This window comes from Veillonella caviae, assembly GCF_003992125.1.
Classification (GTDB): domain Bacteria; phylum Bacillota; class Negativicutes; order Veillonellales; family Veillonellaceae; genus Veillonella; species Veillonella caviae.
This window is the reverse complement of the sequence record NZ_RQUY01000001.1, coordinates 46,113-66,120: the sequence shown is the minus strand read 5'-3', so window position 1 is coordinate 66,120 and position 20,008 is coordinate 46,113. Positions and strand designations below refer to the sequence as shown.

The 20,008-nt window shown below is 36.9% G+C and carries 19 protein-coding genes; all 19 read right to left on the bottom strand.

Annotation, left to right across the window (positions count from 1 at the left end; translation table 11 throughout):
* The 19 genes from EO120_RS00400 to rfaE1 all read right to left on the bottom strand — a co-directional run bounded on the left by EO120_RS00400 (nucleotide 1) and on the right by rfaE1 (nucleotide 20,005).
* Nucleotides 1-1,791: a P-loop NTPase family protein gene (locus tag EO120_RS00400; protein WP_127133530.1), complete on the bottom strand. Its 1,791-nt coding sequence runs from the start codon at nucleotides 1,789-1,791 to the stop codon at nucleotides 1-3.
* Nucleotides 1,792-1,808: 17 nt separating this feature from the next.
* Nucleotides 1,809-2,234 (bottom strand): hypothetical protein, encoded by a 426-nt coding sequence (locus tag EO120_RS00395; protein ID WP_127133529.1) that lies wholly within the window; start codon nucleotides 2,232-2,234, stop codon nucleotides 1,809-1,811.
* Between the two features lie 65 nt (nucleotides 2,235-2,299).
* Nucleotides 2,300-3,340 carry a GTPase gene (locus EO120_RS00390; RefSeq protein ID WP_164725706.1) on the bottom strand — a complete coding sequence of 347 codons (1,041 nt, stop codon included), beginning with the start codon at nucleotides 3,338-3,340 and terminating at the stop codon, nucleotides 2,300-2,302.
* 269 nt (nucleotides 3,341-3,609) lie between these two features.
* Complete coding sequence (locus EO120_RS00385) at nucleotides 3,610-4,323, bottom strand: hypothetical protein (RefSeq protein ID WP_127133527.1); 714 nt, start codon at nucleotides 4,321-4,323, stop codon at nucleotides 3,610-3,612.
* 297 nt (nucleotides 4,324-4,620) lie between these two features.
* Nucleotides 4,621-5,070 (bottom strand): dUTP diphosphatase, encoded by a 450-nt coding sequence (gene dut, locus EO120_RS00380; RefSeq protein ID WP_127133526.1) that lies wholly within the window; start codon nucleotides 5,068-5,070, stop codon nucleotides 4,621-4,623.
* Between the two features lie 12 nt (nucleotides 5,071-5,082).
* Nucleotides 5,083-7,152 carry a polyribonucleotide nucleotidyltransferase gene (locus tag EO120_RS00375; RefSeq protein WP_127133525.1) on the bottom strand — a complete coding sequence of 690 codons (2,070 nt, stop codon included), beginning with the start codon at nucleotides 7,150-7,152 and terminating at the stop codon, nucleotides 5,083-5,085.
* A gap of 244 nt (nucleotides 7,153-7,396) precedes the next feature.
* Nucleotides 7,397-7,663 carry a 30S ribosomal protein S15 gene (rpsO, locus tag EO120_RS00370; protein ID WP_127133524.1) on the bottom strand — a complete coding sequence of 89 codons (267 nt, stop codon included), beginning with the start codon at nucleotides 7,661-7,663 and terminating at the stop codon, nucleotides 7,397-7,399.
* Nucleotides 7,664-8,117: 454 nt separating this feature from the next.
* Nucleotides 8,118-8,915, bottom strand: a complete 798-nt coding sequence (locus EO120_RS00365) for an ABC transporter ATP-binding protein (protein WP_127133523.1) — start codon at nucleotides 8,913-8,915, stop codon at nucleotides 8,118-8,120.
* A gap of 10 nt (nucleotides 8,916-8,925) precedes the next feature.
* Nucleotides 8,926-9,798 carry an ABC transporter permease gene (locus EO120_RS00360; protein ID WP_127133522.1) on the bottom strand — a complete coding sequence of 291 codons (873 nt, stop codon included), beginning with the start codon at nucleotides 9,796-9,798 and terminating at the stop codon, nucleotides 8,926-8,928.
* 9 nt (nucleotides 9,799-9,807) lie between these two features.
* Nucleotides 9,808-10,785, bottom strand: coding sequence for an ABC transporter substrate-binding protein (locus EO120_RS00355; protein ID WP_127133521.1), 978 nt, complete (start codon nucleotides 10,783-10,785; stop codon nucleotides 9,808-9,810).
* 89 nt (nucleotides 10,786-10,874) lie between these two features.
* On the bottom strand, nucleotides 10,875-11,852 hold the full coding sequence (locus EO120_RS00350) for an ABC transporter substrate-binding protein (protein WP_127133520.1): 978 nt from the start codon (nucleotides 11,850-11,852) through the stop codon (nucleotides 10,875-10,877).
* A gap of 62 nt (nucleotides 11,853-11,914) precedes the next feature.
* A complete protein-coding gene (locus EO120_RS00345; protein WP_127133519.1) occupies nucleotides 11,915-12,286 on the bottom strand; it encodes a hypothetical protein in 372 nt (123 codons plus the stop codon).
* A gap of 11 nt (nucleotides 12,287-12,297) precedes the next feature.
* Complete coding sequence (locus tag EO120_RS00340) at nucleotides 12,298-13,689, bottom strand: aminopeptidase (protein WP_127133518.1); 1,392 nt, start codon at nucleotides 13,687-13,689, stop codon at nucleotides 12,298-12,300.
* Nucleotides 13,690-13,765: 76 nt separating this feature from the next.
* Complete coding sequence (locus EO120_RS00335; RefSeq protein ID WP_127133517.1) at nucleotides 13,766-14,767, bottom strand: 3'-5' exonuclease; 1,002 nt, start codon at nucleotides 14,765-14,767, stop codon at nucleotides 13,766-13,768.
* Nucleotides 14,768-14,881: 114 nt separating this feature from the next.
* Complete coding sequence (locus EO120_RS00330; protein WP_127133516.1) at nucleotides 14,882-15,925, bottom strand: glycosyltransferase family 9 protein; 1,044 nt, start codon at nucleotides 15,923-15,925, stop codon at nucleotides 14,882-14,884.
* Nucleotides 15,925-16,944, bottom strand: a complete 1,020-nt coding sequence (locus tag EO120_RS00325; RefSeq protein WP_127133515.1) for a glycosyltransferase family 9 protein — start codon at nucleotides 16,942-16,944, stop codon at nucleotides 15,925-15,927. The genes EO120_RS00330 and EO120_RS00325 overlap by 1 nt, the downstream gene beginning before the upstream one ends.
* A gap of 91 nt (nucleotides 16,945-17,035) precedes the next feature.
* Nucleotides 17,036-17,542 (bottom strand): D-glycero-alpha-D-manno-heptose-1,7-bisphosphate 7-phosphatase, encoded by a 507-nt coding sequence (locus EO120_RS00320; protein WP_127133514.1) that lies wholly within the window; start codon nucleotides 17,540-17,542, stop codon nucleotides 17,036-17,038.
* Between the two features lie 22 nt (nucleotides 17,543-17,564).
* Nucleotides 17,565-18,530, bottom strand: coding sequence for an ADP-glyceromanno-heptose 6-epimerase (rfaD, locus tag EO120_RS00315; protein WP_127133513.1), 966 nt, complete (start codon nucleotides 18,528-18,530; stop codon nucleotides 17,565-17,567).
* On the bottom strand, nucleotides 18,527-20,005 hold the full coding sequence (gene rfaE1 / locus EO120_RS00310) for a D-glycero-beta-D-manno-heptose-7-phosphate kinase (RefSeq protein WP_127133512.1): 1,479 nt from the start codon (nucleotides 20,003-20,005) through the stop codon (nucleotides 18,527-18,529). The genes rfaD and rfaE1 overlap by 4 nt, the downstream gene beginning before the upstream one ends.
* Nucleotides 20,006-20,008: the final 3 nt, after the last annotated feature.

Here is a 20,008-nt window from a genome sequence, read left to right as displayed (position 1 = left end):
TTACTCCTTATACTTCAAAGCTTGCAACTCATCTATTGTTTGATTAATAACAAGAAGCATATCTTTTATATATGATTCTTGTGGAGCAAAGTAATTATTCTGAATATCCATTAATGCTTGATGCACCTCATTAGAGATGATAGTTTTACTTTGTTCCTGTAAATTTTCTAACAAATCATTTACATTCGTCCCAATATCTATTTTTATAACTTCAGTTTTAGTAACAGCTTTCTTTCTATAATAAGTTTTTCCGAGCTTATTACAAACCCATTCCCAAACGCCATCAGTCTCTCTTTCTACCAACTCATACTCTTTATACGTATGTTCAACATGATCATAGCTCTTACCTAAATCACCTAAACTAACAAGACTAGAGAGTGTTTTCAAACTAGTATTACTATAGCCTTCAATAATAGAAGCAACCTCTCGATGTAATCCATCATGAATGCCTTTTTCAATAATACTATTGATTTCCTTATTAATTTTTCCAGAATCAATAGTTTTATTATTTTCTTCAACGTATTTGTTAAATTCAAAAAGCTTTAATTTTAAGTTATTCTGTACTTCACTTAGAATCGCATTGGTAACTCGTCGTTTTCTACTTTCAATTTTATCTTTATATTCATTAATAGGTTCTTGCAACGCATTAAATTTATTAAGTAAAGTGTTAAGCCCATCAAATTTTTTATCTATTGTATCACCTAAAATAAGTTCATCAATAAAAGCATTTAAATTCTTCTTTGGTCTCCCCGTTTTTAGTACAAGCGTTTCTTGTGAAGCTTTTTGAGCTAATATGTCCATCAATTGATCTAGATTACTAGATTTGAACTTCTCATCATTATTTTCTTTAATTGCATCTCTTGCTAACAATGTAGATATACTAATAGCTCTAAATTTTTCAGTATCTAAATCTGGATACTGGTCCGATAATCGTTTTACAATATCATCTTCTTGTAACTTGCGACGATCTGGAGATTTGGGCTGTAAAACCTGTATAATTTCATCATTTTCATCAAGCTCCTCTTCTACCACATCTGATCGTGTAATAACAACTAAAGATTCTTGACCTTCTCTAGATAATTTCTCCATATATTTCATATCTTCTTGCAAACCAGGCTCTGAAGAGTTCATTAAGAAAATACATAAATCAGCATAAGGAATATATTCATTAACTAAATCTTCCATGTTTAAAGTATCGTCATCTAAACTAACGGCACCAGTGCCAGGCGAATCCATCCATCGTAGTCCAGATAATGTAAAATATTGAATTGCCCCTGTTGTATCCGTTACACCTTCTGTAAACCACGTATCACCATTTAATTCCCTTGATAACCCTCCCTTTTTACGACCACTTTCTTCACTATCAAATTCTGGTTTAGGTCGTTTTTTATATTCTGTATCGATATTTGCAGTACCAAAATATTTACCAGCAAAAAAATTACCTAAAGAGCTTTTACCTGCTTTTACTGCACCAAATACCATAACAACTAAGTACTTTTCATGCTTTTTCATGAATTCTGTACCTTTTAAGCTAATTTGCAACGCATCATTCCATTTTTTTATAGAATCATTACTACCTGCTATTACAAGCTCTACAGCTTTATCAACAGCAGATTTATTTTCCTCTGTCATTGGTTGATTATATTTTCGAAGCGTATTAGGAATATTTTCTAACACCTTACGAATTTCATCCCTACGTCTATCAATTTCTTGAGAAAATCCTGCCAAATTTTCTTCAGCAATATCAATTTTCTTAAAAAATCCATCTACACATTCAATGATATATGACATCTTCTTTCTCCCAACTATTATTTACCATCAACACTCTTCTTAGCTTGTAGTTGGATTTCATTAATACGTTTTAAAGCATTATTGATCTCTTGTAGCTCATTTTTATCTTCTATCAAACTTTTATTCAATTTATCAGATATATATTGCTTTAATGGCAAATGCTTTTTAGGGTTTCCATCAGCCAAAACAAAGTTTCTTAGACCATATGGAACACTATCATTAACCTCATCTTCAATAGTCCTATATAATTCATTACATTCATTTTCTAATTGCTGTTTTAGTGCTTCTAACTCTTTTTCTTTTGCATTTAATTCAGCTTTTTTTCTTTTACGTTCCCGTTCTGCATAATCACTATAGTAATCACTATAATCACTATGATCACTATGAGATATAACGCCTCCAATAACTCCCACTGCTGCTAATGCTCCTGCTGCAATAAACATTTCATTTCCTCCTAACTATTACAAACTATTTTATTAAATCCTTATTCGTTATTTTTTAATGTTTCTCAAAAAGGCCAGGGCTCACTATTATATTCCGGGGCACTTAATTCTTTAATTTGTTGATTACATAAATCAACTCTTTCATTTATACCTTTAATAAAAGAAACCTTATTATCTATTAGTCTAAATAATTTCGATATATTAGTATTTATTTCCTTCTCCTTTTTATCCAAAATGGATTTCAATTTTTTTAAGTCTACTTCTATTAACTCCCTCACATTGGCAGTTAATAAGTCTATTCGTTCCATAGCTCTGGTTCTAGTTGTAGCTCTATTATCAGCTATATATTTTTCAATATATAGCTTTAATGCAAGAACCCCACTGTGCTCTTGTAACTTTTTCTTTTTATTTTCAAGTCCTTTTTTAAAAGTTGTATTAGAAACTTCAAATACTTTAAAGTTAGAAAGCCCTACTTCATTTTTTATGTCTAGCAATATTTTCTCTTTAATGCTACTCAAATCTTCTAAAGATGTAATGGAATCTTTTCCTGTTAATACAAGAACCAACTGCTCCTCTAACGATTTCATATCAGAAAAACAAGATATAATTGTTTTTAAATCTCTAATTTCTTCTTTTCTAACATCTCCAACAGATAGATTATGTACAAAAAGAATTAAACTTGCCTTTTTATACGCTTTTATAGCTTCTCTATCATCATGTTCATCAGCATTTAAACCTGGTGTATCAACAAAAATAATATTATCATCATACTGATACTCTTTATTTTTAACTGTAGTACGTCGATCCTGTACTTCAAAATAATCCTCAGATTGTCCTATTAAAGAATTTAATAGGCTACTTTTACCATGATTCATACGCCCAGCATTTACTAAATAAAAAACTTCTTTTTCATTTACGACATTATTAATATCCTTTTGATATTCACGTAGTATTTTGTTAAGTTTATCACTTTTCATTTCTATCCCTACTTGTCCTCGATATAATTTCCTAGGTTTCTGCCACTGAATACAACTAGTATTAGTTTCTCTAAAATTATTTGCAGATTTCCACAAAAAATTTTGATAATTAAATTTATACTTTTGCATCACCATACCCCAATCTAGCCCGTTCTATAACTTTGCATTTTGACTCTATACAACCTCCACTCGATATGACTTTATCTACAATTTATAAAACCATTATATCGACTGCCCCCCCAGGTCAACATTTATCCACTCTATGTGTATGCAGGGTGGATTACAGTAGCAAATTTAAAATTTTTCTCCTCAAACATGTTGACCATCCAGTTTTATATACCCCCAAAATCCTATTAATACTTTTCAAAAATATCAAGGTTATAAAGGAACACATCCCTTTAAATTAAATCTAAGTACAATTCAGACAAAACCTGTTTTAATTTATAATGCTTTAATTTAGATAACGTTTTATTAATATACTCCGGTTTATACATAACTGTACATTGTAATGTATTGCCAGGAATAAAGGATATCAGTTTATGAAGTGGCACATAGTCATCTAAGTAATCAATATCCCAAAATTCATCATTACAATAAAATATGAATGGGTTTGAAAGGTTATAGTTAGATACACTGTCTTGATTTTCATCTAACATAGTGTAAATACCTTTAAAAATAGGCCTAATCATTGTAACTAGTGTACCTTCTTCATAAGTTTCTGATTTAATATACGCCATTATTTTTAGTAAGTTTTCACAAGCTGAAAAAAGTTCATCTCTACGAGTTTCAAACTCCATAAGCAACTCGGAGTCATGTTTTGTTAAACGACTATATAACTTTAATTCAATTTTTTCTTTACACGCCTTTTGATTTCCAATTTCTAAAAATGGTATCATAGCCCATATAGAACCTATAGCATTTAAATCTTCAATTAATTGTTCATACTCATTGATAAACTGATTACGAAAAAATGATAATGCATCCTCTTTTGACGAAAAATAAGATTCTAATGCCTTATCAAAACCGTCTTGTACTCGAAAAGCTTTCAAAAGGGCTTCTAATGTTTCATTATTGTTTACTACATCATGTTGCATTGTTTCTACTGTTGTCATAATCGTTCACCCTCACTTATGTAATGTTCTAGAAGTAGTTTGTATATTTACATTATATCTAACCACATGAGTAAATTTTATTCCATAAAATATAGAACTATAGAAGAAAATATAAAAACCGCCCCTCTATCTTCCTCTGCTTTACCACTAGAGCAAATCTAGCAGGAAAACAGAATATCCATAGAAGAGCGGCTTTCACTATTCATTATTAAATTATATATCTGCCAAAATAAGTATTATATTAAAAAAATCCTTACTCTAGCAGCTGCGATGATTCTACATAGAACCAAGACAGATTTACATAGTTCCCGTGCTACCAATACCCCCAGTACGGACACCAGTAGCATCATCGTCATTGGTGATAAGGTATTTAGAGAATATACCTTGTGCCACGCGTTCACCTTTTTCAAGGTGTACTGGTTCAGTGCCGTAATTGAGGACGGCAATCATAATGTGGCCTTCGTTGTCTTCGTTATTGTAATAGTCACTATCGATGATGCCCGTGCTATTCACGAGGGCTAAGCGACGTTTGATAGCCATACTAGAACGAATATGAATAGCAAGATATTCATCGTATGCCATAAATGCTTTAATACCTGTAGGGATGAGTTTTAATTCTCCCGGTGCTAAGGTTACAGCCTCAGCACACTCCAGATCATAACCAGCGCTTTCAGTTGTTTTACGAGTCGGTAAATGAATGTCTTTATCTTCGTAAGCGGTTATTACTTCAAATCCGCGTATATCCATGAGTTACCTCTATTATTTCAAACAATCTTTACGGGACAAGTTCACACGGCCTTGTTTATCGATTTCGATAACTTTTACCATGATTTCGTCGCCAACATTAACTACGTCTTCTACGTTTTCTACACGTTCTTTCGCCAATTTAGAAATATGCACTAAACCTTCCTTGCCTGGCAATACTTCTACGAAAGCACCGAATGCCATGAGGCGTGTTACTTTGCCCATGTACACTTCCCCTACTTCTACTTCTTTTGTAAGGTTTTCGATGATTTCTTGTGCTTTGCGAGCCCCTTCTTGGTCTACAGATGCGATAAATACAGTACCATCATCTTCGATGTCTATTTTAGCACCTGTTTCATCGATGATACCACGAATGACTTTACCGCCACTACCAATAACGTCACGGATTTTGTCAGGGTCAATTTTCATAGTAATAATACGTGGTGCATACTCAGACATTTGTTTACGTGGTTCAGCTATAGTGTCTAACATGATACCCATGATATGCATGCGACCTTTGTGAGCTTGTTGCAATGCTTCATCAAGGATTTCACGAGACAGACCAGAAATTTTAATATCCATTTGGATAGCTGTTACGCCTTTAGCTGTACCAGCTACTTTAAAGTCCATATCGCCTAAAGCGTCTTCCATACCTTGAATATCAGTAAGGATTGTGTAATGGTCATCTTTTGTAATAAGACCCATTGCAATACCTGCTACGGGTGCTTTAATAGGAACACCAGCATCCATGAGGGACAATGTAGAACCACATACAGATGCCATGGAACTAGAACCATTAGATTCTAATACTTCAGATACGAGACGCAATGCGTATGGGAATTCTTCTTCGCTTGGAATCACTGGTACTAATGCGCGTTCAGCAAGGGCACCGTGACCGATTTCACGACGACCAGGACCGCGAGAGGAACGTGTTTCCCCAACGGAGAAGGATGGAAAATTGTAGTGATGAATGTATCGTTTTTCCGTTTCAATGCCGAGGCCATCGATAGTTTGTTTTTCTGAAAGCGGTGCCACAGTCGCTACGTTTAACACTTGTGTTTGACCGCGAGTGAATAAGCCAGAACCATGAGTGCGTGGCAATACGCTAATACGGCAAGAAATAGGGCGTACTTCATCGAGTTGGCGACCATCTGGACGAATTTTTTCTACAGAAATCATGTGACGCACGATATCTTTTGTCATGCTATCAAATGCTTTGTTTACATCAGCCAAATTATCTGGATACATCTCCTCAAAATGTGCTAGTACATCGGCACGTACTTCATTTTCTTGAGCATCACGTTGTTGTTTATCTGCACAACGTACAGCTTGATCAAGTTTATCATGACCGTATGCGTACACAGCGTCTTTGATTTCAACAGGCACATCCTTGCTTTCAAAAATGCGTTTTTCCTTACCTACTTGAGCCTTAATATCCTCTTGGAAAGCTACGATTTTTTTGATTTCTTCATGAGCAGTCATGATGACTTCTAAGATAGTTTCTTCTGGTACTTCGTTAGCACCACCTTCAACCATGAGAATAGCATCCTTTGTGCCTGCTACCACGATGTTAAGGTCAGATTCTTCCAATTGTGCCACTGTTGGGTTCACGATGAAAGCACCGTTCACACGGCCCATGCGAACGCCTGCAATAGGACCATTCCAAGGTACATCAGAAATAGATAATGCTGCAGATGCACCAATCATACCACATACAGCCGGATCACAATCAGGATCTACGGACATAACTGTAGCCACTACATGGACTTCATTACGCACACCTTTATCAAATAGCGGACGAATAGGACGGTCAATCAAACGGCTATTTAAAATAGCAGATTCTGGTGGGCGTGCCTCACGTTTAATGAAACCGCCAGGCAAACGACCAACAGCATACATTTTTTCTTCGTAATCCACAGTGAGTGGGAAGAAATCGATATCCTTCGCCTCTTTAGAACCTGTGGCTGTTACCAATACGCGAGTATCGCCATAGCCAACCATAACAGCACCACCGGCTTGTTTTGCTAATTCCCCAGTCTCAATCGTAAATGTACGACCAGCTAAGTCCATTTGGAATTTATCCATTCCTATTCCTCCTATAAATCTTCCTTGTATTATCTTATCTATTATATATCAACCACATAAATTATGCCATAAAAAAATAGGTCTTCTACGCTATCCTATCTAGTGTTGTCAAACATTTATGACACGTACTCATAAAGACAGATCCTCTACGCAATTCTGACCTAATACTATGGTACTATTATTAATAGTAACGTAAACCAATATTTTTGCAAACAAAAAGCCGCCCAAATGGGCGGCTAATGTATTATTTGCGAAGACCAAGTCTTTCAAGAATGGAACGGTAACGTTCGATGTCTTTACGACGAAGGTAGTCAAGCATGTTACGGCGTTGACCAACAAGTTTCAACAAACCACGACGGGAATGATGATCTTTTTTATGTTCTTTCAAATGTTCAGTTAAGTATTGGATGCGATTTGTCAAAATCGCGATTTGTACTTCTGGAGAACCAGTGTCGCCTTCATGAGTAGCGAATTCTTTGATGATTGCTAATTTAGCTTCTGTAGTTAACATTAATGTTACCTCCTAAAAAATATAATCCCGTTAAGCTTAAGTAACCGTTGGAGATTCGAATACTTAGCCTACGATGTGTCTAATGACCTTATTTAGTATACAGTATCTAATCCTACTTGTAAAGGATTTACCATAGTTCAGTATTAATTACACCTTTAAATTCTAATAATATATTTATTTCATAAATATCATCTAATGCTTGTAAAATATATCTTAACTATAATTCTTCCGCCTTAAATGTAATATTACCTTCTCTAGCTTCGTTTAATTCATCCAGTCTATATATAACAAAGCATCAATAGTATACTTTCAAAATCATTCATTGTATGTAATCTATCTATATTATAGGCTTATAGGACAAAAGGTGTTGTTTTTTTATCCCATGAAGAATTGAAACTTTTATCATAAAAGGTCAAAAAAATAAGAGGGTCATGCCCTCTTATTTTAATATCTCTTATTTCGCACCGAGCACCATACGGTCACTCAATGCATTTTCACCAGCTACTTCAAATTTTTGAAGTAAATCTTGTACTGTCAATTGTTTCTTCTCTTCTCCTTTTACATCATAAATGATACGACCAGCGTTCATCATGATGAGGCGATTACCAAATCGCAATGCGTCACGCATATTATGGGTAATCATAAGGGTTGTGAGATTATGTTCAGCAACGAGTTTATCTGTTAATTGCAACACGTTTTCCGCTGTTTTAGGATCAAGTGCTGCCGTATGTTCATCGAGTAGCAATAATTCAGGACGAAGCATAGTTGCCATTAAGAGTGTAATAGATTGGCGTTGTCCACCAGATAATAAACCCATTCGTGCAGATAAGCGGTCTTCTAGTCCAAGGCCCAAAAGAGCTAAACGTTCTTTGAAAAATGCTTTTTCATTATCTTTAAATGCCCAAGACAAGCCAAGACTTTTACCACGGCGCATAGCAAGGATAAGGTTCTCCTCAATTTGCATATTACCTGCAGTACCTACCATCGGATCTTGGAATACACGGCCAATATATTTAGCCCGTTTATATTCTGGCATTTTTGTCACTTCTGTATCGCCGATAAAGATTTGTCCTTCATCTACAGGAAACACACCTGCAATAGAGTTCAAAAGAGTACTTTTACCAGCACCATTACCACCGATGACGGTACAGAAATCGCCTTCTTCTAATTTCAAATCGATGCCTTGTAAGGCTGTTTTTTCATTAATGGTGCCTTTGAAGAAGGTTTTCACCATATGTTTAACTTCTAACATAGTGCCCCTCCTATCTAGCAAGCCATTTTGCTTTCAACGTTGGCAAAGACAATGCAATAGCAACGAGAATGGCAGTGAATAATTTCAAATCATTTGGTGGCATGCCCATGTAAAGTACCGCTGCGATAACGATACGGTACACAATGGAACCGAGCACTACAGCGATAAGACTACGTACAAAGGATTTTGTACCGAACACAACTTCACCAATAATAACGGATGCTAAACCGATAACGATAGTACCAATACCCATTCCTACATCAGCAAAGCCTTGGGCTTGACCAATGAGAGCACCAGAGACAGCTACGAATGCATTGGAGATCAATAAACCTAGAACAATCATAGTATCTGTATTCACACCTTGAGCTCGAATCATTTGTGGATTCACACCAGTAGCGCGAAGGGCTGTGCCAATTTCGGTTCCGAAAAACCAAAATAATAAAAGACAAACAACAGCTGCAACAAGTACCCCAACGATAGCTGCAGACCACATATTAACGGTACCTAGTAAAGAGCCTAACATAGTATAAACTGTATCCATTCTAAGCAAGGACACATTGGCTTTCCCCATAATATGGAGATTTACAGAGTAGAGGGCTATCATTGTTAGAATCCCTGCTAATAGAGCTGGAATCTTTAATTTTGTATGAATCCAACCGGTAACAGCACCGGCAATCATGCCGCCAATACCAGCAACGACGATGGATAACACTGGATTCATCCCAGAGGTGATTAAGATTGCAGAAATAGCTGCCCCCATAGGAAATGATCCTTCTACAGTTAAATCTGCTACATCGAGGACGCGGAAGGTGATGAATACACCTACCGCTAATAACGACCACAATAGGCCCTGTGTAATGGTGCCTACTACTAAATCTAACATTAGTTTCTCCTATTGTTTCATATCTTTACGAAGTGCGTCAGGAATGATGATACCTAATTTTTTTGCACGTTCTTCATTGACAGTTAATTTAATATCTTTTTGCATTTCAATCGCCATATCGGCAACTTTTGCTTCCCCTGAAAGCACTTTTGCAGCCATTAAACCTGTTTGATAGCCTAAGTTGTAGTAATCTACAGAGTAAGTAGCTACACCACCAGTCATTGTCATGCCTTCATCAGCAGCGAATACAGGAATTTTAGCAACGTCTGTAATTTGTGCTAAGTTTGCCATAGCGGATGCTAATACATTATCTGTTGGTGTATAAATAGCTTGAACGTCTTGATTTACAAGATTACTAGCTGCTTGTTGGATATCATTTACATTAGATACTGTAGCCTCTACTACGGTAATACCTTTAGTAGCTGCGTAGGCTTTCATTTTTTCCACTTGTAATTGGGAATTAATTTCTGAAGATGTGTACAGCGCACCAATGCGTTTTACATTAGGTACTAAAGCAATGATTAAATCTACTTCTCGTTCTACTGGTGTCATATCAGATGTACCAGACACATTGCCACCTGGATGCGAATTAGATTGTACCAGTTTAGCTGTTTCATAATCTGTAATAGCAGTCCCCAAAATAGGGATATCATGAGTAGCATTGGCCAATGTTTGTGCCGCTGGCGTAGCAATCGCCAACATTAAATCCTTTTTATCTGATACAAAACGTTGAGCAATGCTATTCAAATTCGATTGGTCTGCTTGGGCATTTTGGTAGTCAATTTTAATATTCTCGCCATCCTTATACCCTTTTGATGCTAACCCGTCAATAAAACCTTTATTAGCCGCATCTAAGGATGGGTGTTCTACTAATTGAATAATACCGATTTTCTTTTGATTGTCAGATGCCGTATTACCACAGCCAGCCATAACAGCCGCCATAGATACAGCAGCTAGCGCTAATGCTATACCTTTTTTCCAGTTCATTGGTGGTCCTTTCTTTATTCCATACATTACTAGCCACAATTTTTATAAAATATGTGGATTAACATTCTATAGATATTAATAGTTTCAAATTAAATCATAGATGCTTTGTCTAACAATTCTTGAGGCAATGTGATGCCCAATTTTTCTAATTTTTCTTTATTTACAACAAGTTTAAACTCTTTTTGCATTTCTACAGGCATATCTTCGATTTTAGATTTTCCTTGTAAAATATCAACAGCCATTAAACCTGTTTGATAACCAAGTTTGTAATAATCTACAGATAAGGACATCATAGCGCCACCTTTAACTTGATTATCTTCACCACCAAATACAGGTATTTTTGCAGCATCTGTAACAGAAACTAAATTAGAAATAGCCGATGCCACCACATTATCTGTAGGAACATAAATGGCTTGTACACCATCAGATACAAGGCTTTGTGCTGCTTGTTGAATATCATTTACTGTAGATACAGTAACTTCTTTTACTGTAATCCCTTTAGTAGCCGCATAGGCTTTCATTTTTTCTACTTGTAATTGGGAATTTACTTCGCTAGAGCTATAAATGGTACCAATCGTTTTCACATTAGGCATAACTTGTAAGATTAAATCCACTTGCTGTTCTACAGGATTCATATCAGATGTACCCGATACATTACCACCAGGCTGTGCATTTGATTTAACTAATTTAGCTGATTCATAATCTGTAACAGCAGTAGCCAAAATAGGAATGTCATGAGTTGCATTTGCCATAGTTTGAGCTGCCGGTGTAGCAATAGCTAAAATCAGATTTTTACGGTCTGACACAAAACGTTGCGCAATACTGTTCAAATTCGATTGATCTGCTTGTGCATTTTGTTGGTCAAAATTAATTTTATCAGCCAAACCTTTTTCTTTTAATGCATCAGTAAAACCTTTATTAGCTGCGTCAAGAGCAGGATGTTCGACTAACTGAACAATACCTACCTTATATTCACCACTATTAGATGTATTTGACGATCCACACCCTGCTAAACCTAGTAAAGCAAGGCAAGTTAGCCCTAAAGCTATGCCTTTTTTTAATTTCATGGGGAAACTCCTTCCTATCAGTGCAAATTTGATAATATATTCATTATATACTAGAAATCTCACTACATCAATGTACCTAGCATCTCCTCTGTTAATTCATTAGCTGCTAAAATATATTCCTTTAAGTTTCCTTTATCAAGGGCTACTTTCATAACAGGCACTTCAAAAGGATCAAGAATGACACACATAAGAATTTGTCCATTAATGTAATAACCTACAACAGCCTCCCCCTCATCAGGATCTAAAGTTTCCCGTTTCACCGTTACACAGTACGGTTTCATTATGTCCGCTGCAGCAACAGCCACCTCTTCGCGATTAGAAATGTATTCTTCTGCTTTTGTTTCAGGAATATCAAATATATCCACCTTAACGGTTTTCACTTCTGAAGCTTCGTCTTTCGCAGCCGCAATAGCAGCCCCTAATGTTGTTTCCATATAGCCTCCTATTAAATCATTTCGTCATCAGCATTTAGGAACGCCACATAGCAGCGTTTAGCCTCGTAAATATCAGCCTTGGATGTTACTTCCCAAGGAGCATGCATACTGAGCACTGCTACACCGCAGTCGATAACGTTCATGCCGTAAAGAGCCATGATGTACGCAATGGTACCGCCACCTCCTAGGTCAACACGACCGAGTTCTGCTGTTTGGTATGTAACATTGTTAGATTCCATAACGCGACGGATGAATCCCATGTATTCAGCATTTGCATCATTTGACCCAGATTTGCCGCGAGAACCTGTAAACTTATTAAATACTACGCCCATACCAAGGAAGGAAGCATTCTTCTTTTCAAAAGCAGACGCATACAAAGGATCGTAACCAGCGCTTACATCAGAGGAAAGCATACGGGAATTTTCCAATGTACGACGTACATTAACAGAATTTGGTTTTCCCATTAAAGTAAGAATTTCTGCCACCGCATTTTCAAAGAAACGGGATTGCATACCTGTAGCACCAACAGAACCGATTTCTTCTTTATCTACTAACAAGCAACATGTTGTCCGTTTTACCTTTTCTACTTCTAACATAGCCACTAACGAAGTATAGGCACATACGCGGTCATCTTGACCATACGCAATAATCATGGAACGATCAAAACCCATGTCACGAGCTTTACCAGCTGGTACAATTTCCAATTCTGCAGACAATAAATCTTTTTCTACAAAGCCATATTGTTTTTCCAAAAGAGCATTAATAAATTTAGATACCCCTTCTTTTTCTTCATCTTTTACAGGTTGGCTACCAATTAGAAGATCCAAAGATTCTCCTTCGATAACAGTAGCCGCCTTTTTCTGCATTTGTTCTTGCCCCAAGTGAGGCAATAAATCGGTAATACAGAATACAGGGTCATTGTCGTTGTCCCCGATATTTACTTCGATACGTGTACCGTCTGTTTTTACTACTACGCCATGAATAGCTAAAGGCATAGCCACCCAATGGTATTTTTTGATACCACCGTAATAGTGAGTATCCCAGAATAATAAATTACTATCTTCGTATTGAGGATTTTGTTTCACATCAATACGAGGAGAATCAATGTGAGCACCAAGGATATTCATACCAAGGTCTAAATCATCGGTACCAATATTGAATAATACAATGGATTTATCCATATGTGTGTAGTAAATCTTATCCCCAGCTTTGATAGATGTGTTATTTTTAATTAAATCTTTAAGATTCACATACCCCTTAGCTTCTGCTGCGGCCACAGATTGCACCACGCATTCCCGTTCTGTTTTGCCATTATCTAAAAATTGACGATAACTATCGCCAAGGGCAAAGACTTGTTCTAATGTTTGTTCATCATAATTATGCCAAGCATATTTACGTTCCATATATATCTCCTTTATGGTTTCCCCATATCTGATAAAATCTTTAACAACCCATCATTTATAGATATACGAATCTTATCTATTTTGATTCGCTGTGTTTTACTAATCCTTTTTCTAATAGTTCTTTTTGTCGCCGCTCAAAATAGAGGCGTTCTTTCTCTCTATTGATGACAGATTTTTCTGTATATAGTTTACTAATCTCATCTGTGCTGTGACTCAAAACCTTTGTTAAATAGAATCTCGTTTCTCCAGATTTGATAGTGTATTTTCCTACTTTTAATTGAATGGCAAAATCTCCGTGTTTAGGACATACGCCAATGGCAAGGTATTTATCGCCCTGCAGCCGTTCTGGTTTCGTCGTTTCCAATCTGGTTTGGCAGTACGGACAAAAAGAAATTCGCCCTCGTCTATCGTGTACAATACGTTTCTTTTCTTGAAAGTTCTCATACATAAAAAACGTTAACCCTGGTGGGTATAAAAATGGATTTGGCGCCTCTTTACGGATTACATCATAATGCATAAGCGCCCGTGGTAAATCAAGTTTTTGACACACATGAGCCGTAAATATAGCATCATGTAATGCATTATGAGCCGACAATTGTTCGCTAGATACGCCAAGGTCTTTCATAGCATTAGCTAGTGAATATTGTTGTGTTGTACCAAATCGCTCATAGCTGTAAATCATTTGTGCATCTGCCCATTGTTCATAAATAATAGATTTCATAGTATGAAGCAATAGGTTTTCACGGAGCATCAAAATATCATCAGCGCCCCAAGACAATAACATATAATTAGAACCACACCAATGTTGAAAATGAGTATAAGCCAATTTAAAAGGTACCCCTTGGCTCAAATCACGTTGAGTAATACCTGTTAATTCCTTTACATGTTTATGCATATGATGGAGAAATTGTGGTTTCACAAACATAGTGAAAGTATCCACTATTTCCATATTTTCATTGAGCTTGACTGCTCCAATTTGGATAATCTCCCCCGTAATAGGCATCCCCGTTCGTTTCATAAAACTAATGTCATTACTATAAGGTTGATTCCACTCTAAATCAAAAATAATATAATTCATAGGTGCATCCTACTTTCACAGTTCCTATTATGGTTATGTTTAACACATAGCACTGTAAAAATATAGTTTTAGTGCATTTTAATAACAAATATAATCCATCGTATACATGACGGTCTATCGTTTATATTCATCTAATAAGGTTTCTGCCGCTTTTATTACTTGTTCTGTAGTAATGACGGATATGCCCTTATACTTACCTTCTTTGATGACTTGTTTCATACTTTTACCAATTTCATAATTGTCCATCGACTCGAGGACAATAGATTTCGCCTGATATGGACCATAAAAAAATGGATTCGACGGTCCATACAATGCCACAATAGGTACACCTTGACTGATGCCAACATGCATAGGCCCCGAATCATTGGTAATGAGTAAATCACACCATTTCATAGCCGCCGCCAAAGTGCCGATGGTGAAAGCCCCTGTGGCAACGATAGGCGTCGTTTTCATCTTATCCACTACAGGTTGAACCATTTCTAGATCCATAGGACCTCCAAAGAATATGGTCTTATACCCTTTGTTGCCAAAATAATCAGCCACATCTGCAAAGCGCTCTGCAGGCCAGCGTTTTTCTGGCACCGCACTACCAATATTAAAACCGATAAGTGTGTCATTAGGCTGAATACCATGAGATGTATAGAATGTTGTCACTTCATCATTCCATGCAGGGCAGGACTCGATACATAAACCATGATTCACCGTATCGGTAACGCCTAATTGTTCTAATACATTGATGTACATATCTGCAGCATGCCGCGTTCTTCTATCGAGACGCGTGTATTTCGTCATAAAAGGGCGAAATAAAAAATGACTCATCCCAGTTGTTATCTTGCCATGAATTTTCCACGCTAAGTATGATGTGCGCTCATTAGGATGTAAATTAATTACAATATCAGGACGTCCATGAGCATTAATTTGCCGCGCTACTTCATTAAGGCCTTGTATGCTATTGTGACGCCCCTTTTTATCTACTGTGATGAGTTCATTGATATAAGGATTATATTTCATCACATCTTGTAATTTTTCATCTATAACATAGGTGATATGACTATGAGGTGCCGCTTTGCGCAATACCTCAAGAAATGGCGTCGTTAATACCACATCCCCTAAATGCATGAGAAAGGTAACAACAATGCGTTTATAATCAAGTTCCATTATGCATCCTTTCTCACTATATCACGATATACATTCCACACCGCATCTATTGGAATTTGTGCCATACACTCCGGATCATCTACCAATGGCTTTTTAGGAGTTGCCTGAGACGTTGGAGAAATCACTACATGTACATGACTTCCTCCATAAGGTCCCGTCCTATCAGGACTAGTAGTACCAAACATGGCAATTAAAGGTTTTTTCAACGCATTAGCAATATGAAGTGGTCCTGTATCAGCGCTGATAAAAACTTGGCAATGCCTAATGAGTTCAATCAGTTCGGACATAGATGTTTTACCTACTAAGTTGATAAGATTATTATGTTTCACATAGTTTTCTAAAAACTGTCCTTTATCATTATCATCAGGAGCCCCAGCGATAACAACCTTTTGACCGCTTTCACAGAGACGAATACAAAGTTCGCCAAAATTGACGAGAGGCCATTCTTTTACAATCCACCGAGCACCAGGTACAATGACAATGTAATCATCGTGAACACCGTATTCTGCTAAACGATGACGAATAGATTGTTCTGCATCGCCGTAGCTAGGCATAGGAAATTCCACACCATCCACATCCCCACCGAGAACGCGTACCGTATCGAGGTATCGTTCAATAACATGGTCAAATTGATGCTCCCCAATGAGCGGTTTATTGATAAAATTGCTACCTTCCCGCAATTCCCAATAACCATATTTTTCAGGAGCTCCAGACAAAGCAGATACAATAGCACTCTTAGCAATGCATTGCAAGTCGAGGGTCATATCAAAATGACGTGCGTGCAAATCCTTGCGTAATTGCCATAAATAAGATGGCGATTTCAATTGTTTTTTATCGATAATAATGACATCGTCCACCCAAGGTGTGCCGGGCAATAGACTAGCAAATTGCTCATGAATAGCCCATGTAATTTTTGTATGCGGTAAATTTTTACGCAATGCATATAGTGTGGGCAATGCATGAATGACATCGCCGAGGGAACTCATTTTGATGATGAGTATATTCTTGTAGGCCTTCATAGTTACCCCTTTGTGAACAGATACATTACAATACAAATACTGATTGGTCGGACTTAGAAACGATGATATATAGTTACATACACATAATGAATCAATCTTTAGTGCATAGTATTGACTTCATATAATCCAACAAATTACCACCTTGGAATAAATACCCCTTTACACCAGCAGCTACTGCAGCTTCTACATCGCGTTGACTATCGCCAATAAGAAAGCTCTTATGTGGATCTACTTGGTAATCTTTAATGGCTTGTAATAGCATCCCCGGTTTTGGCTTGCGACATTGGCAATCTACAGCGTATTGCGCTATACTACCATCCTTATGATGAGGACAATAGTAAAAATGCAAAATAGGCGCACCAGCTTTGTCTAATTCATTGCCCATATAATCGTGAAGGATTTGTACATCTGATTCTTTATAATAGCCTCTAGCCACACCACTTTGATTGGTTACGACGATTAAATCATACCCATGATCATACGCCATTTTTAATGCTTCTTTGGCACCATCAACCCATTGTAAGTCTTCAATTTTATAGAGATAGGATACATCTTTATTAATGACCCCATCTCTATCTAAAAACAATACCTTACGCATATGCGTCCTTTCTAGAAGGATATTAGCGCAAGTATCCTTCATTATTATCTAATAATTCGCAATATTCTTTAACAGCTTCAGATAATTCAGTGAAACCTTTATCATAACCAGCAGCCATTAATTTAGTCGTATCTGCTTCGGTAAAGCTTTGGTATTTACCTTTTAATACCTCAGGGAATGGTACGTATTCAATACGACCTTTTCCATTATAATCGATAACAGCTTGCATAAATTCGTTAAAACTGTGCGCATGACCTGTGCCACAATTGAATACGCCACTGATTTCAGGATGTTCCCAAAAATAGAAGTTTACGTTCACTACGTCTTTTACATAAATAAAATCTCGTGTTTGACCGCCATTTTCATAGCCATCAGTCCCCTCAAAAAGGTTGATAACACCAGTTTCTTGATTTTTGTAGAACATTTGACGTACAAGGGATGCCATTTTGTCTTTATGTGCTTCATTAGGGCCAAATACATTGAAATAACGTAATCCTACAACTTGTGCCGTGTATTCGCCTTCAAATTTACGTACATAACGGTCGAATAACAATTTTGAATACGCATAAGGATTCAATGCTTCTTCTGCTTCTGGGTTTTCCACAAAACCGTTCGTCCCATTTCCATAGGTAGATGCAGAAGATGCATAGATAAATGGAATCGCCCGATCTTGGCAATAGTGAAATAGATTTTTAGAACCTTCATAATTGTTCTTCATCATGTATTTGCCATTATATTCCATGGTATCTGCACATGCGCCTTCATGAAATACGACTTCGATAGGGCCTACATTAAAAGTACCGTCTGCAATGGCCGCATCGAAATCATCACAATCAATATAGTCCAAAAAATCTAAATTTTGAATATTACGAATTTTACGACCGTCTGTTAAATCATCGACGATGAGGATATCATTACGACCTCTCTCATTTAACGCTTTCACAATATTGCTACCAATAAAACCGGCACCGCCTGTTACGATAATCATAATTTCCCCTCCTTAGCCATAATAGCTATTTTTTTCACAATATCTGACGTAGAATAGCCGTCTTTAAATGAAAGCACTTCTACTTCATCTACGGACTCGCGACCTACAATATCTTCTTTTTTATAATCTCCACCCTTAACGAGAATATTAGGGCGCAAATAGGCTAATAAATCTGCTGGCGTATCCTCTTCAAAAAGTACGACCCCATCAACGCAACCTAATGCACTTAGTAATGCAGCGCGATCTTGTTCAGATACGATAGGCCGTGTTTCACCTTTCAAACGTTTTACAGAATCATCGGAATTAAGCCCAATAATGAGATGACGCCCTAATTGTGCGGCTTCTTGTAAATATGTAATATGACCGCGATGTAAAATATCAAAACAGCCATTAGTAAAGACTACTACTTCATTATTAGCCTGCCATTGGTCAATAAGGGATTTCATCTCTTCTTTTGTATATAAAGGTTTTGTATGTTCCCCTTTTTGTAGTGATTGCCACAATTCAATGAGTTCATGGCGATGAATTGGATAGGTACCCACTTTAGATACGACAATGCCTGCAGCACCATTAGCAATATGTAGTGCTAAACGCATAGACAACTTACTAGTAAGGCATGTAATCATCATCGATACTACAGTATCACCAGCACCGCTAACATCGAACACCTCTTGTTGGGTCGCTGGGTTATGCCATGTACGTCCATCCTTGGCTACTACTGTAATCCCCTTTGCTGAACGGGTAGCGACGATATATTCAATATCCAACTTCGTTAATACGTCCTTCGCAGCAGTAATAATGGCTTCGTCTGTATTATCTACTACATAACCAACGGATTCCCCCAATTCCTTAACATTTGGCGTAATACAAGTAGCACCATCATATTTAGACCAGTCAGAACCTTTAGGATCTACAATAGTTTGTACATTATGCTCTTTTGCCAAACGGAATACATGTAACAATAGACTAGTTGTGCATACACCTTTACCATAATCTGATATGACGATGCCTTGCAATCCATCTTTGCACAAGGTTTCTAACCAACTTACCAACTTGCTTTCTTCATCGCTATCTATAGGGCGGATGGTTTCAAAATCGAGACGCATCATTTGTTGTCTATCACCAAGAATGCGCATTTTAGTAATGGTAGACCGATTTTTTTCGTATAAAACACCAGATGTATTGACGCCATCTTCATCTAATAACTGCTGTAACATACGACCGTGGTCATCATCGCCTGCTACGCCACCTAAATAGACATGGCAATCAAGATTAGCTAAATTTGAAGCCACATTACCGGCACCACCAAGGACTTCTTTGACGGAAGATACTCTGTTCACAGGGACCGGTGCTTCTGGTGAGATACGGTTCACATCGCCAAATACATAGCGATCTACCATGATATCGCCAATGACGGCAATTTTTAAATTCGGCAATGAATTTGTTAAAAATTCATTGATTGTTTTTGTAATCATATA